Genomic DNA, 14,425 nt, shown 5'->3' on the forward strand with positions numbered 1-14,425 from the left:
TCCTTGAGATAGATTTAGCTTCGCTGAGCCTGCGGGTTCTCGGCTTCGTTTCACTCCGCTCGAAATGACGAATCTTAAGTGAAACAAACCTACCCAAATACCTTCCCCGATAAGGCCATAGCCTCATTCCATTTATCCATATTAAGATTCAACGTTTCTCCTTTTGCATTTAAAAAGCCAATAACATCTTCAGTAGCAATATTGCCCGTAAGGTCATCAGCAGCCATTGGGCAGCCCCCAAAGCCTTTTAGAGCAGAATCTATACGTTTAACCCCTGAACGGTATGCAGCTTCAATTTTTTCGAAGCGTTCGGCAGGAGTAGAGTGTAAATGGATGCCAACTTCTATATTATTAAACTTAGAAATTAATTTTGGTAATATACTTTCTATTTTTTCCGGTGTAGAAACGCCCACGGTATCGGCCAGAGATAAAATTTCGACACCTTTACTTACCAGCACATCAGCCCATTTTTCTACAATTTCGTAATTCCATTCGTCGCCATAGGGATTTCCAAAACCCATTGATAAATAAACCACGGCTTTTGTATTATTCTTATCACATAAGTTAAGCATCTCCTCAACGGTAGCTAAAGATTGTGTAATGCTCGAATTGGTATTACGCTGCTGGAAAGTCTCAGAGATTGAAAAAGGAAAACCAAGGTAATCGATCTCCTGGTGCTTTACTGCATCTTCTACACCCCTTAAATTGGCTACAATGGCCAGAAGTTTGGTAGAAGTGTTTCTTAAATCCAATTGCGCTAAAACTTCTGCTGTATCTGCCATTTGTGGAATGGCTTTAGGCGAAACAAAACTGCCAAAATCGAGCGTATCAAATCCTACCTGAAGTAAAAGATTTAAATATTCAGCTTTAAGCCCTGTAGGTACAAAATCGTGCAGCCCTTGCATGGCATCGCGCGGGCATTCTACTAATCTGAATTTATTTTGGCTCATATTGGCTAGAAAAATTTTTAGCAAAATAAGGAAAGATTTGGTAACTATGGCTCATGGTCAATGGTTTTCTGGTTTATAGTTAGATTGTTTATTGCCATAGTGCATGAATTTACTGCAAATTAATTCATTTAACCGTTACACTTTGATTCATCTAATTATCAACCATGATCAATAAGGCAATCGCATTAAGCAGCCAGGCCATGAACCAAGAAACCATTAACTATGATCTATTAAGGCGATCGCTAGGTACCAATAAACAAATGACCAATGAACTAATGAACCTCACTCGGCACTTCCTCCCTGTAATCCACACTTCTGTCTTTTGCAAAGGTTCTGATAATTAAACGTGTACCTCTATCGTAGCTGAAATAACTCCAAAGCCAGTTTACGAAAACAATAATTTTATTACGGAAGCCTACCAAGGTCATTAAGTGCACAAACATCCAGGTAAACCAGGCAAAAACGCCCTGAAAACGGATTTTACCAATATCTACTACTGCTTTGTTCCGGCCTACGGTAGCCATTGAGCCCTTATCAAAGTATTTAAATTTTTCTAGAGGTTTATTTTCTTTGATATTGAGCAGATTTTTGGCCAGATGATGTCCTTGCTGGATGGCTGCAGGCGCAACCCCCGGGTGGCCGTTGGGTGTTTCTTCGTCAATAATGGCGGCAACATCACCAATGGCATAAACATTCTGATAACCGACAATTAAATTCTGGGTATCGGTTTTTAATCTTCCTCCACGCACAACTTCGGCTTTATCTAGGCCTGCTAAAACTTCACCTTTAACACCAGCACTCCAGATTACTGTTGAACTTAAAATCGCTGGTTTATCCTGTAAAGTAAGTGTATGACCATCATAACCCAGTACGCGGGTTTCGTTCATCACCTGTACGCCCATATCGGTAAGGAAATCTTTTGCTTTTTTCTGTGCCTGTGGCGACATTACGCCCAACAGTTCAGGCGAATTTTCTACAAGATAGATATTTACCCTGCTGAGATCCATTTCAGGATAATCGTTAGGGATAACGTGTTTTTTAAGCTCGGCAATGGCTCCGGAAGTTTCAACCCCTGTTGGACCGCCGCCTACCACCACAAAGTTTAATAAGGCGCTCTTTTTATCAGCATCTTTTTCGATCAGCGATTTTTCGAAATTCTGTAAAATCAAACTTCTTAAATCCAATGCTTCGGGGATCGATTTCATTGGCATTGAGTTGGCCTCGATTTCTTTATTGCCAAAGAAATTACTGGTAGAGCCTGTGGCGATAACCAGATAATCATAATTGATCCTGCCTATATCGGTTTGCAAGCAGTTTTCTGCTGCATTTACTTCGGTAACTTTAGTTACCCGGAAAATGAGGTTTTTTTGTCCTTTAAAAATCTTGCGTAGGGGAAAAGCGATAGAATCGGCTTCTAAACCACCCGTGGCTACCTGATAAAGTAATGGTTGAAAAGTATGATAGTTATGTTTATCGAGCATAACTACCTGGAAAGGTTTGTTTTTTAAACGTTTAGCTAATTCAATCCCGCCAAATCCGCCACCAACAATCACTACTCTAGGGTATTCGCTTTTAGGAAGTTGTAAATCCATTATGTATCGGTTTATCTATAGCTAACGTAACAAAAAGGTAGCCAAAAGGTTTAAAAATTGAGGTTTTGGCAGCTATTTCGAATGAATGATCAATATATAACTTTGGTATGACGAAGGTGGGATTTTGCAGGTTTTTAGTATTGTCTTAAATGAATTAAACCTGATAGGAATGGAAATCCTTTTTAATTTGCAGCAACCCTGAACATGCTGTTATGCTGAGGCACGAAGCACCTGCAACCGATGAAACAGATGCTTCGTACCTCAGCATGACAGTGCTTAATTAAAAAGATTGAAATGTATAGCAGGACTATCGAAACCGAAGAACCACAGGATTTGCTTTTCAAAATAAATGAAAAGCTTTGTTTCTTTTGACTTTTAAACCTCGCAGGTTTGGCACAAAAAAAGCGCCCCGGTTACCCGAAGCGCTTACATATTTTAAGATTTTAGATCTTATTTTTTCTCTGCAGAGCTACCCAAATCGATTACGATAGGAGTAGAGATACATAATGATGAATAAGTACCAATGATACGGCCGATTAACAGGGCGAAGATAAATCCGCGAATGCTATCGCCACCGAAAATAAAGATTACCAATAATACGAAGAATACGGTTAATGAAGTTAAGATGGTACGGCTTAGAGTACTGTTCAATGCGAAATTGATCAGGTTGTTACGCTCTTCGCCATGTAAATCTTCTTTACCAGCTTCTTTTAGTTTCTCACGGATACGGTCGAATACAACAACGGTTTCTGTCATGGTGTAACCCATTACTGTTAAAATTGCTGCGATAAAATCCTGACCAATTTCTAATGAGAATGGCATAATACCATCTAAAATGGTGTAGAAAGATAATACCATTAAAACGTCGTGGAATAATGCAATTACCGCACCTAAACCATATTGCCATTTTTTAAATCGTACTACGATATAGATAAACATGAATAAACATGAGATCAATACGGCGTAGAAAGCACCGTTTACGATATCGCTGGCGATAATCGGCGTTACTTTTTGTGAACTCACGATTTCATATTTAGAACCTGCCAAACCTTTGTTTAAAGCGTCTTCTACAACTTTATCAGTTTTAATGTCCTGATCTTCGATGTGGAAAGTAGTGGTAATTTTAACCTGACTGTCTTCACCAGCAGTTTTAACCTCCGGAGTTTCGTTACCGAAAGCAGGGGTTAATTTAGATTTTAAATCTTCAGTGTTTACTGCTTTATCAAAATGAACTAAATAAGTTCTGCCACCTTTAAAATCAACACCAAGGTTTAAACCACCGTTTTTGAAATACATACCAATACCAGCCACAATGATGATGGTCGAGATGATGTAGTAGATTTTACGACGGCCAACAAAGTTGAATGCTAAGTTTTTAAAGGCATTACGGGTTAAGCTATTATCGAAGTTGATTTCGATTTTGCGATCTAAGAACGATTGGAAAATTACCCGTGAGATAGCTACGGCAGCAAATAACGAAGAAAGGATACCGATACACAATGTAGTGGCGAAACCCTGAACCGGACCACTACCAAAAACATAAAGGATAGCACCTAAAATGAATAAGGTAACGTTTGAGTCGATGATAGATGGCATTGCATGTTTGAAACCTTCTTTAATTGCAGCAGCAACGCTTTTGCCATGTGCAAGTTCTTCACGTACACGTTCGAAGATCAGGATGTTCGCATCCACCGATAAACCAATGGTTAACACGATACCGGCGATACCAGGTAAAGTTAACACAGCGCCTAACGATACCAAAATACCGATTACGAAGAATAAGTTGATCAACAATGCAAAGTTAGCAACCCAACCCGCACGGTGATAATACAATGCCATGAAGATTAAGATAACGATAAACGCAATTACGAAAGAGATTAAGCCATCATGGATAGCTTGTGCACCTAAAGTAGGACCAACAATGTAGCTACCGGCAATACGTGCAGGAGCAGGTAATTTACCCGCTTTTAAGATGTTTGATAAATCTTTAGTATCTGCCTGGGTAAAGTTACCGGTGATTGATGATACACCACCAGCAATTTCATTTTGTACAGTTGGCGCAGAATAAACCTGGTTGTCTAATACAATAGCGATTGATTTTTTATTATTTGGATCAGCAGCAGCTTCAGCAGTAATTTTTTTCCATTTAGCAGAACCTTCACTGGTCATGTACATGGTTACTTCTGGTTTACCTTTCTGATCAAAGTCAGCACGAGAATCGCTGATTGCCTCACCACCTAAATCTGGTTTGCCATCAGCACTTACCACTTTAATGGCATATAATTCGAAAACTTTAGAACCTTCTCTTGGTTTAACGCTCCACATAAATTTCATCGTAGATGGAATTGCAGCAGCAACCTCAGGCATTCTTAAATATGCATTAACTTTTGCAGTATCTTTTTGTAACGACATACCAACAACTGCACCTGGCATTAATTGTTGCTGTCCGTTTTGTCCCTGATAGATAGGAAGGTTAAGTACTGCATAAAGCGGGTTAGATTTTAATAGTTCAGCTCTAACCGCTGTAGAATCTTTTTTACCTAAACCGGCAAGTTTACCACCTTTAGCTGTACTGTCTTTAGCAGCGGCTTTTTCTAAACCGGCCAGTTTACCACCAGCAGCCGGAGCAGCAGTTGTATCTTTGGTTGCAGGAGCATCAGCTTTTAAGGTTGCAGCTAACGTTTTATTAATGTTTTCTAACAAAGGTGCAACTTCCTGTACCTGATATACCTGCCAGAACTGTAATTCGGCAGAACCTTGTAAAAGTTTAGCAATACGCTCTTTATCCTGCACACCTGGCATTTCGATAAGGATACGGTTACTGCCTTCTTGTTTTTGCATGTTCGGACTTACTACCCCGAAACCATCAATACGCGAACGTAATACAGTAAACGAACGATCGATAGCACTGGTTGCTTCTTTTTCTAAGAAAGATTCAACCTCGCCATTGCTTGCGTTTGGTTTTAATTGCGAAGCATTGTCCTGATTTGAAAAATAATCAGCAAGTTTTACACCCGGACTTAATTTTTCGAATTCGTTAACGAAAATTTTGATGTAGTCTTTACCGCCAGCATTCAACTGGATTTGTGCGTTTTGAACTGCTTTATTGAAGTTGGCATCAGTAGGGTTGCCCGCTAACGATTTAACCAGTTCAGCTAACGATATCTCCATCGTTACGTTCATTCCGCCTTTTAAGTCTAAACCCAGGTTGATTTCTTTGGCTTTTACTTCTTGATAAGTAAACCCAACAACCGGATAAACTTTCTCGGTACTCATCGAATCTAAGTAAGCCTTTTCTTTGGCTAAGTCACCTTTCGCATAGTTTTTTGCGTCTTTTTCTACCTTGGATGCTACCAAAGTAAAAGAAAGTGCATACGCACAAACGATAGCCAATACTATCGCTATAAACTTAATAAAACCTTTTCCTTGCATTGTTTGTTTAAAATAATTTGTCTTTCGCTGTTTTTTAACAAGTCGGCAAATCTAATTAAATTTTTAAATTATAGAACCCCTTAATTGATAAATTATTAACAATAATTTTTATCGGGTGGTAATCCTGCAGAATTCATCAGGCCGGATTTATTTCAAAGGGCTAATTTTAGGTTAAAACTGATTTGGAAAGAAATTTCAGTGGGCTTTGGGTTTGGTTCGGTCCCGCTAATGTTTCTGCCCCGATAGAAAAAATCGGGGGCATCCACGTATATCGGGTTTAGCTTGCAGGGGTAGAGGTGCTTCTTTAAGATTACGTCATTGCGAGAAGGAACGACGAAGCAATCTTAAAACGATCGCTGTTTGCTAAAGTATTAAGAATGCTTCATTTGCTGAAAAGCCTCCTCGCAATAACGACCTAACAAATTAAATCCTTTCCAAAACCTCAAAAGTATAATCGTATTTATTCTTTTCGTCGGCTTTATGGGCTTCACTGCTGATTACTTTCCATTCTTTCCTGTCAATTTCAGGGAAAAATGTATCTGCATCAAAAGTATGATGGATAGTGGTTAAATACAGTGTATCTGTTTTCGGCAAGGCCTGACGGTAAATTTCCGCTCCACCCACAATAAATACTGGTTTTTCTTCTGTTTGGGTAATTTCTAAAGCTTTTTCCAAACTATTTACTACTTCAACACCTTCAATTTTTAATTCAGTATTTCTTGTAATTACAACGTTCCTGCGGTTTGGCAATGGTTTACCCACAGAATCGAAGGTTTTGCGGCCCATTATTACCGTATGGCCAGAGGTAGTTTGCTTAAAGAATTTTAAATCGGCCGGCATGTGCCACAAAAGCTGGTTGTTTTTGCCTATTGCGTAATTTTCGCCAATGGCAACAGCTATAGATATTTTGCTCATTAATGATAAAGTAAATTGTGGGGAGATTAAAATAAATCGGAATGTGTGCCTAACCTGTCAAGGTAAATTTCTTTTTTGGTATCGTCCTGAAGCCAGGTCATTAACCAGTCTCCTTTGATGTGACACTCTCAAAAACCATTATAATCTCCACTTAAAATATGTGGTTTGTATTTTGGAGGCAGCTTCCCGTCTTCTCTCAGTATTTTGAATACTGCTTCTAAGAGAGAAATATCGTAGTTACGTTTTATGCAGCGTTTATAATCTTTTTTAAACTGATTTGAAAAAGATATATCGTACATGTTATGAATTTAGCTTTTCCATTAAATCAGAATGACTTGAGGATTTAGTCAATCCTTCACCTTTGCTGGTCTTTTTCATTGAAGCAACAGTAGTTTTATTCGGCTTTTTCTCCGTTTCAATATTAATGATAACACCTAACTCTAGTAAAAGCTGTTTAACTAAACTGCTTTTCTTTTCGGGTACGCTGATTGAAAAAGTTTCCATATACAAATATACTAATTCTGTTAAACAGCAACAACACCCTTAATATGCGGATGAGCCTCGTAATTATCTAATGTAAAATCTTCAAACTTAAAATCGAAGATGCTTTTCACATCAGGGTTGATTTTCATAGTCGGAAGCGGTTTAGGCTCGCGGCTTAATTGTAAGTTGGCCTGTTCTATGTGGTTATTGTATAAATGTGCATCGCCAAGGGTGTGGATAAAATCTCCGGCCTGTAAACCGCAAACCTGTGCCACCATCATGGTAAGTAAGGCATAAGAGGCAATATTGAAAGGAACGCCCAGGAAAATATCGGCACTTCGTTGGTATAACTGACAGCTTAATTTACCATCGGCCACATAAAACTGAAAAAAGGCGTGACAAGGAGGTAAGGCCATATTCTCGATTTCGGCAACATTCCAGGCAGAAACAATAATCCTGCGCGAATCGGGATTGTTTTTGATCGTATTGATGATGTTTGTAATCTGGTCAATATGCTGTCCGTCAGGTGTTGGCCAGCTTCTCCATTGCGAACCATAAACCGGTCCGAGGTTACCGTTTTCATCGGCCCATTCGTCCCAGATGCGTACACCATTATCTTTAAGGTATTTAATATTGGTATCACCGGTTAAAAACCAGATCAGTTCGTGTATAATCGATTTTAAATGCAGTTTCTTCGTGGTTACCATCGGAAAACCCTCCTGAAGGTTAAAACGCATCTGATAACCAAAAACGCTTATGGTTCCGGTGCCGGTACGGTCGTGCTTTTGAGCGCCATGATCAAGCACATGCTGCATTAAATCTAAATATTGTTTCATACACCCCAAACCCCTTTTGGGGCTTTTAAATTATAAATAATTAATAAAATACAAATATCTAAAATTTATCAGGTGTTGTAAATCATAACAAGGTCTATTTATTAACATTTACAGTAGTTCCGGCGTGAAGCCGGGACCTGCGGAAAATTTGTATGTTTGCAAAATGAGACGCTTGCTGGTTTCGGCACGATGTACTCAGGACTTAAGACTCAGGACTAACATGCTATCTTTCCCCAACGCAAAAATAAACCTAGGTTTAAATATCACCGAAAAACGTGCCGATGGTTACCACAACCTCGAAACTGTTTTTTATCCGGTCAATATTAAGGATGCTGTTGAGATTACGGATGCTGAAATCACTTCCTGCAAAACTCACGGTATTGATATTCCAGGAAATCCTAACGATAACCTGTGTTTTAAAGCCTATCAGTTAATCAAAAAGGATTTTGATATCCCTGCACAGCGCATCGATTTGTTAAAAAATATTCCGGTAGGCGCGGGTTTAGGTGGTGGATCTGCAGATTGTGCTTTTCTGATCAAATTATTGAATGAAAAATTCAGTTTAGGATTTTCTGTTGATAAAATGGAAGATTATGCCCGCCAGCTCGGTGCCGACTGTGCATTTTTTATCGAAAACAAACCGGTTTATGCTTTTAACAAAGGTGATAAATTTGAAAAATGCGAAGTAGATTTGTCAGCCTGGTTTAAAGTTTTGGTAAAACCACCCGTACATGTAAGCACAGCCGATGCTTACGCGCATGTAAAACCTCAAAAACCTTTGCAATCGTTAAAAGAAATCATACATTTGCATCCAACAACATGGAAATATAAGGTTATTAACGATTTCGAAATATCCGTTTTCGCAAAATATCCCCAAATTCATCAAATAAAAACCAGTTTATACGATGCAGGCGCAACATTCGCTTTAATGAGTGGTAGCGGTTCGTCGGTTTTTGCACTGTTTAGCCATCCGGTTAAATTGCCAGAACTGGAAAAAAACAACTTAGTATTTTATGGTATTTAGGCAAAGCGTATGGCGCGTGGCGTTTGAATAGCGAATAAGGTTGGAAGGTTGAAGGTTGGAAGGTTTTGGGTGCCTAATATGTCTTGTGCCTCAAATCTCACATCTGGATACAACTATAAATAAATTTAAATAGAGGTTGAAGATATAAGGTTTAAGGTGACTATAGTCCCAAATCTCATATCCAGCATCTCAATATTATATAAGATGAACATTAATCTAGTCCGCAAAAGCGGTAAATTTAATTTTGAAGCAGAGAACGAAAGCGGTTTTACTGTAGAGCTGGATGCAAAAGCTGCGATAGGTGGCGAGGGAAAAGGTTTCAGGCCAATGGAAATGTTACTTATCGGTTTAGGTGGCTGCAGTGGTATTGATATGGTAAATGTATTAACCAAGCAAAAAGAACCTCTCGATGATGTTAAAATCGCCATAAATGCTACGCGTAAAGAAGAAGAAATGCCACCGATTTTTGATGTAATCGATATCCATTTTGATCTTTTTGGCGATTTAAGTGTGCAAAAGGTAGAACGTGCTTTACAAATGACTTTCGATAAATACTGCTCGGTTTCGAATATTTTAGGCCGCTCAGCAACAATTAACTTTACTTACAAAATAAATAAGGTGTAGATGGAGGTTTAAGGTGTAGGGTTTAAGGTTGAGGGGCTAAATCTCATATCTAATGTCTAACATCTCAAATCTGATGTCTCACATCTCAATACTCATAACTTGACACTAAAAATGAAATCCGAAAATTTTGAAACCATAGCTATACGCACTCAAACCGAACGCAGCTTGCATAAAGAGCATTCATCGCCAATTTACCTGACTTCGAGTTATAAATTTGAGGATGCTGAAGAAATGCGTGCCTTATTTGCAAACGAAAAAGAAGGAAATGTTTATAGCCGTTATTCAAATCCAAATACCTCAGAGTTTATAGATAAAATGTGTCTTTTGGAGGGTGCTGAAGATGGTTTCGCAACAGCTACCGGCATGGCGGCCATTTTTACCACTTTCGGGGCGTTCTTAAAAAGCGGCGACCATCTGGTTTCTAGCCGTTCGGTTTTTGGTTCTACACATCAGTTGTTAACGAATGTTTTCTCTAACTGGGGTGTAACTTTCGATTATGCAGATTTAGACAAACCACAGGACTGGGAAGCGCTGATTAAACCCAATACCAAAATGATTTTTGTCGAAACACCATCAAACCCGGGTATCGACATTATCGATCTTGAATTTTTGGGCGATCTCGCTAAAAAACACAACTTATTATTGGTAGTTGATAACTGTTTTGCCACACCTTATCTACAACAGCCTATTAAATACGGTGCACACATTTCGATCCACTCGGCTACCAAATATATCGACGGACAAGGCCGTGTGTTGGGTGGGATTATTTTAGGTACAAAAGAGTTAATTGCAGAGGTGGTGGGGTTTGCCCGTCACAGCGGACCAGCACTTTCGCCTTTCAATGCCTGGATTTTATCTAAGAGTTTAGAAACTTTGGCCATCCGTATGGACCGCCATTGTGAAAACGCTTTAAAAGTGGCCGAATATTTGGAAAAACACCCAAAAATTAAACTGGTTAAATATCCGTTTTTGCCTTCACACCCGCAGTACGAAATTGCTAAGAAGCAAATGAAACAGGGTGGTGGTATTGTAACCATCGTGGTTGATGGCGGAATAGATGCGGCACGTAAATTTATGGACCGTTTAGAGATGTTTTCTATCTCTGCAAACCTGGCTGATACACGTTCTATCGCTACGCATCCGGCAACCAGCACGCACAGCAAACTTACCGAAGAGCAACGTAATGAAGTAGGTATTGAACAGGGTTCTATCCGTTTATCAATCGGTTTAGAGCATATTAATGATATTTTAGCAGATATTGAGCAGGCTTTAGCTTAAGGCATGATATCGTCATTTCGACCGTAGTGGAGAAAGCTTTGTACTATGATAAAAGATTTCTCTCCCGAAAGTTCGGGACTACGTTTCAGTCGAAATGACGAATTTTCTCAAGGAGATAGATTTAAAAATATGATATAGCCTCTTTTTATTTTATTAATGCTGTTATTCGTATTTCGAAAAATCTACAGCAAATATACAGCGGTTAACCTGACTGCCGTTTTTAGCACCGGCATTAGGTTCAAACTCAGTTAAGCTCCATAAATAATTGTATTGCGTTTCAAGATATAAAGATTCGGCGCCATAAGGCCATCTGTACCTTGTGGTATTGGTATCTCCATCGGTATATCTCGCTAAACGGGCAGTAGAGCCGTACGATTCACTTGGCGATCCGGTGCAGGAAAGCCAGGTTCTGTTTCCTTTTCTGAAAACGCCCTGAATGCCATGGGCATGATCCGATGTAAACAAACTGTTTTTAGGGATTACCGTTTGGATACCCGAGTTTTGAAGTTCGCCGGCAGCATTGATGGGAAACCCAAATATTTTAGGCACAATAGAAGCATCTGCGCTTCCGGCATAATATTGCCCTGTCCACAACTGATTGTTTTCGTAATTTACCTGTACGGTTGAAAAGGGCTCGGCATCATTGATTTTATAATAACCCACCTGAGGCAGGATGTAACGGTAATTAAACGCATAAAGATTGCCGCTTGCATCTTTACCACACTTATTTTCGGTGCCGGTTCCTGAAGTTACTTCAATAATCTTATCTAAATCGAATACCCTTAAACCGAGGCTTGTACTGCTCAGATAAATTTTACCGTTGAAATAAGCAATTCCACCGGCATGAACATTTAAAGGCGCATAAGCACCATATTGGGTATAATCCAAATTACCGGTAGGCAGGGTAGGTTGTACCAGTAAAATGTGCCTGTAGGTTAAATAAGTAGCCGAACTTGGACTAATGTCGATCAGCGTTATCCTCGATCCCTTGCTCTCTGCCGCATCTTTCGCGTACCAGCTTACCAATAAATAACGGACGTCATTCCTCGTGAAACCCGAAATTCCCTGCGGGCGCCAGATAGAAGTGGTCTCATCATCTTCATTCCATCTGATGCCCCTTACCCGGTTTTCTTCCGGCACATTAAAGCCATATACTTCGGTGTAGGCGCTTCCGCCAATTGCCTGACGGTTTTTATCGATCTGTGTCGGGTTTAAAAACGCAAAGCCTGTATTGATGTAGGCTGATGTATTGGTATAGGCATTTACGCTTGCTGCGGGACTTGCGGCTGCAGTTGCCATTAACGTATTTTTATTTTGAAGAGTGGTGCTCAGCTGATTTTCCGGTAAAGTGTTTTTCTTGCAGGAAAAAGCGAACAGGCATGACGCGACTAGCATCGGGATAATGGTTTTTTGCATGGTTTTTTATCAGGTTGATTGTTATGGTAAAATTGGAACAAGTTTAAAAGGTAGATATAAACTTAAACCCGCAAAGGTGTTAAGGATTGGTTATTTTTGATGCTTGCTGATCTAAGATTGTATTATCGGTTAATGTAGAAAGTGCATCTACTCCTGGGGCTGTTTGAGATACTGAATTTAAGCATCTTTTAATATGAAAAAAACTGAAATAAATTCAGGGTGAGGACTATGGATCGGACCATATTCCGAAGCTTACGTATTGAGAACCAAAACTTCGGAAGTTTCCCTCAAAAAACTAAATTCGTGTTATGAACGATATCGATTTCATCCTTTCAGAGTTGCAATCCATCAGTGAACCTGATTACCTAAAGAAAATGGCCCGCTATGGTATCGACATTTCTAAGGCTTTTGGTATCCGCGTGCCCAATATCCGCAAGCTGGGTAAGCAGATTGGTAAAAATCAGGAGTTGTCTTTATTGCTTTGGGAAACCGGATTTCATGAAGCACGTTTACTGGCCACCATCATTGGCGATGATAAACAAGTAACAGAGATGCAAATAAACGCGTGGACAAAAGATTTCAGTTCATGGGATGTATGTGATCAGGCTTGCGGAAATCTTTTCGTTAAAACGCCTTATTTTAAGTCGAAAGCTTTTGAGTTTGCTTCAGCGGAAGCAGAATTTGTAAAGCGCACCGATTTTGTGCTGATGGCTGAGGCAGCTGTTCACCTTAAAAAAGAATCCAACGATACTTTTCTTGCCTTTCTTCCTGTAATTGAAAGTGAAGCTTACGATAACCGTAATTTTGTTAAAAAAGCAATCAACTGGGCTTTGAGGCAGATTGGTAAACGAAATGCTTTCCTCCATACGCACGCCATCCAAACTGCAAATAATATCCTTGTCCAAAACAATAAAAAAGCAAACTGGGTAGCTTTAGATGCTTTAAGGGAATTGAACAGCGATATAGTACTTGCTAAAATTAAGTTTTAGCGACATCGAACGCTCAGCGCTCCCCGTTCTCCGCCCAACTCACTTCTTATCTTACATCAATGCACAGCAGGTTGTACAGTATTAACTTTGTATCATAAATAAGAAAGGAAATTTATGTCACAGTTCATTTTGCACAAAGAAAACACCCGCGGTCATGCCAATCATGGCTGGTTAAATGCACATCACTCATTCAGTTTTGCAAACTACTACAATCCAGAAAGGATGCACTTCGGGGTTTTGAGGGTTTTAAATGATGACTTGATTGATGGTGGTATGGGCTTTGGTAGCCACCCACACGATAACATGGAAATTATTACCATTCCGTTGGCCGGTGCAATTGCGCATAAAGATAGTATGGGCAATTCGGCAGTGATCAAAAGCGGAGAAATCCAGGTGATGAGCGCCGGAACAGGGGTTAGCCACAGCGAATTTAACGCAAATGCCGGTGAGCAGTTAAATTTATTGCAGATCTGGTTGTTTCCGAACAAGAAAAACGTTACACCACGTTACGATCAGCAAACTTTGGATGTTGCCGCCCGTCACAACAACTTTCAGCAGATCTTATCGCCCAATGCAGATGATGCCGGCGTTTGGATCCATCAGGATGCCTGGTTTTCGTTAGGGAATTTTGATGAAGGTTTTGAAACCGAATACAAAATCAAAAAAGCCGGTAACGGAGTTTATGCATTCGTAATCAGCGGAGAGGTAACCATTAACGGACAAGTATTAGGTAAAAGAGATGGATTAGGCGTGTGGGATACCAATAGCATCAGTTTTAAAGCTAACACTGCAGGCGCAGAAGTTTTATTGATGGATGTTCCGATGGAATTGAATTAAAATAATTTAACCAAACCCCGAAGGTTTTAGAACCTCGGGGTTTATTTAT

General features: G+C 39.6%; 12 protein-coding genes and 1 pseudogene. 5 read left to right on the plus strand and 8 right to left on the minus strand.

The window, feature by feature from the left end; genetic code table 11:
- Window positions 1-89: 89 nt before the first annotated feature.
- The 7 genes and pseudogenes from ACTJKC_RS00205 to ACTJKC_RS00235 form a co-directional block, all read right to left on the minus strand.
- Window positions 90-950 (minus strand): hydroxymethylglutaryl-CoA lyase, encoded by an 861-nt coding sequence (locus ACTJKC_RS00205; protein WP_440789246.1) that lies wholly within the window; start codon window positions 948-950, stop codon window positions 90-92.
- A gap of 272 nt (window positions 951-1,222) precedes the next feature.
- Complete coding sequence (locus tag ACTJKC_RS00210) at window positions 1,223-2,542, minus strand: NAD(P)/FAD-dependent oxidoreductase (protein ID WP_440789247.1); 1,320 nt, start codon at window positions 2,540-2,542, stop codon at window positions 1,223-1,225.
- A gap of 450 nt (window positions 2,543-2,992) precedes the next feature.
- The gene (gene secDF, locus ACTJKC_RS00215) at window positions 2,993-5,974 is read right to left on the minus strand and encodes a protein translocase subunit SecDF (protein ID WP_440789249.1); all 2,982 of its coding nucleotides are present in this window, start codon (window positions 5,972-5,974) and stop codon (window positions 2,993-2,995) included.
- A 423-nt stretch (window positions 5,975-6,397) separates the two neighbouring features.
- The gene (locus tag ACTJKC_RS00220) at window positions 6,398-6,889 is read right to left on the minus strand and encodes a dihydrofolate reductase (protein ID WP_440789250.1); all 492 of its coding nucleotides are present in this window, start codon (window positions 6,887-6,889) and stop codon (window positions 6,398-6,400) included.
- A gap of 26 nt (window positions 6,890-6,915) precedes the next feature.
- Window positions 6,916-7,188 (minus strand): annotated as a pseudogene (locus tag ACTJKC_RS00225) (type II toxin-antitoxin system YafQ family toxin).
- Between the two features lies 1 nt (window position 7,189).
- Complete coding sequence (locus tag ACTJKC_RS00230) at window positions 7,190-7,393, minus strand: hypothetical protein (protein WP_440789251.1); 204 nt, start codon at window positions 7,391-7,393, stop codon at window positions 7,190-7,192.
- 20 nt (window positions 7,394-7,413) lie between these two features.
- Window positions 7,414-8,208, minus strand: coding sequence for a thymidylate synthase (locus tag ACTJKC_RS00235; RefSeq protein WP_440789253.1), 795 nt, complete (start codon window positions 8,206-8,208; stop codon window positions 7,414-7,416).
- A gap of 220 nt (window positions 8,209-8,428) precedes the next feature.
- Between ACTJKC_RS00235 and ispE the strand changes: the two genes are divergently transcribed.
- From ispE to ACTJKC_RS00250, 3 genes are all read left to right on the plus strand, one after another.
- Window positions 8,429-9,232, plus strand: coding sequence for a 4-(cytidine 5'-diphospho)-2-C-methyl-D-erythritol kinase (ispE, locus tag ACTJKC_RS00240; protein ID WP_440789255.1), 804 nt, complete (start codon window positions 8,429-8,431; stop codon window positions 9,230-9,232).
- 204 nt (window positions 9,233-9,436) lie between these two features.
- On the plus strand, window positions 9,437-9,856 hold the full coding sequence (locus tag ACTJKC_RS00245) for an OsmC family protein (RefSeq protein WP_344850662.1): 420 nt from the start codon (window positions 9,437-9,439) through the stop codon (window positions 9,854-9,856).
- A gap of 111 nt (window positions 9,857-9,967) precedes the next feature.
- Window positions 9,968-11,134 carry a trans-sulfuration enzyme family protein gene (locus ACTJKC_RS00250; protein WP_440789257.1) on the plus strand — a complete coding sequence of 389 codons (1,167 nt, stop codon included), beginning with the start codon at window positions 9,968-9,970 and terminating at the stop codon, window positions 11,132-11,134.
- A 162-nt stretch (window positions 11,135-11,296) separates the two neighbouring features.
- Here the strand turns inward: ACTJKC_RS00250 and ACTJKC_RS00255 are convergent, their stop codons facing one another.
- Window positions 11,297-12,550 (minus strand): hypothetical protein, encoded by a 1,254-nt coding sequence (locus ACTJKC_RS00255; protein ID WP_440789258.1) that lies wholly within the window; start codon window positions 12,548-12,550, stop codon window positions 11,297-11,299.
- A 308-nt stretch (window positions 12,551-12,858) separates the two neighbouring features.
- Between ACTJKC_RS00255 and ACTJKC_RS00260 the strand changes: the two genes are divergently transcribed.
- Window positions 12,859-13,539: a DNA alkylation repair protein gene (locus ACTJKC_RS00260; RefSeq protein ID WP_440789260.1), complete on the plus strand. Its 681-nt coding sequence runs from the start codon at window positions 12,859-12,861 to the stop codon at window positions 13,537-13,539.
- Between the two features lie 114 nt (window positions 13,540-13,653).
- Window positions 13,654-14,376: a pirin family protein gene (locus tag ACTJKC_RS00265; RefSeq protein WP_344850670.1), complete on the plus strand. Its 723-nt coding sequence runs from the start codon at window positions 13,654-13,656 to the stop codon at window positions 14,374-14,376.
- Window positions 14,377-14,425: the final 49 nt, after the last annotated feature.

Source organism: Pedobacter sp. 22226 (assembly GCF_052045455.1).
GTDB classification, from domain to species: Bacteria; Bacteroidota; Bacteroidia; order Sphingobacteriales; family Sphingobacteriaceae; genus Pedobacter; species Pedobacter jeongneungensis.

Bases quoted from the DNA above. Each gene is read 5' to 3' on its own strand.
- ACTJKC_RS00205 (WP_440789246.1), bottom strand. From the start codon at position 950: ATGAGCCAAAATAAATTCAGATTAGTAGAATGCCCGCGCGATGCCATG.
- ACTJKC_RS00210 (WP_440789247.1), bottom strand. From the start codon at position 2,542: ATGGATTTACAACTTCCTAAAAGCGAATACCCTAGAGTAGTGATTGTT.
- secDF (WP_440789249.1), bottom strand. From the start codon at position 5,974: ATGCAAGGAAAAGGTTTTATTAAGTTTATAGCGATAGTATTGGCTATC.
- ACTJKC_RS00220 (WP_440789250.1), bottom strand. From the start codon at position 6,889: ATGAGCAAAATATCTATAGCTGTTGCCATTGGCGAAAATTACGCAATA.
- ACTJKC_RS00230 (WP_440789251.1), bottom strand. From the start codon at position 7,393: ATGGAAACTTTTTCAATCAGCGTACCCGAAAAGAAAAGCAGTTTAGTT.
- ACTJKC_RS00235 (WP_440789253.1), bottom strand. From the start codon at position 8,208: ATGAAACAATATTTAGATTTAATGCAGCATGTGCTTGATCATGGCGCT.
- ispE (WP_440789255.1), top strand. From the start codon at position 8,429: ATGCTATCTTTCCCCAACGCAAAAATAAACCTAGGTTTAAATATCACC.
- ACTJKC_RS00245 (WP_344850662.1), top strand. From the start codon at position 9,437: ATGAACATTAATCTAGTCCGCAAAAGCGGTAAATTTAATTTTGAAGCA.
- ACTJKC_RS00250 (WP_440789257.1), top strand. From the start codon at position 9,968: ATGAAATCCGAAAATTTTGAAACCATAGCTATACGCACTCAAACCGAA.
- ACTJKC_RS00255 (WP_440789258.1), bottom strand. From the start codon at position 12,550: ATGCAAAAAACCATTATCCCGATGCTAGTCGCGTCATGCCTGTTCGCT.
- ACTJKC_RS00260 (WP_440789260.1), top strand. From the start codon at position 12,859: ATGAACGATATCGATTTCATCCTTTCAGAGTTGCAATCCATCAGTGAA.
- ACTJKC_RS00265 (WP_344850670.1), top strand. From the start codon at position 13,654: ATGTCACAGTTCATTTTGCACAAAGAAAACACCCGCGGTCATGCCAAT.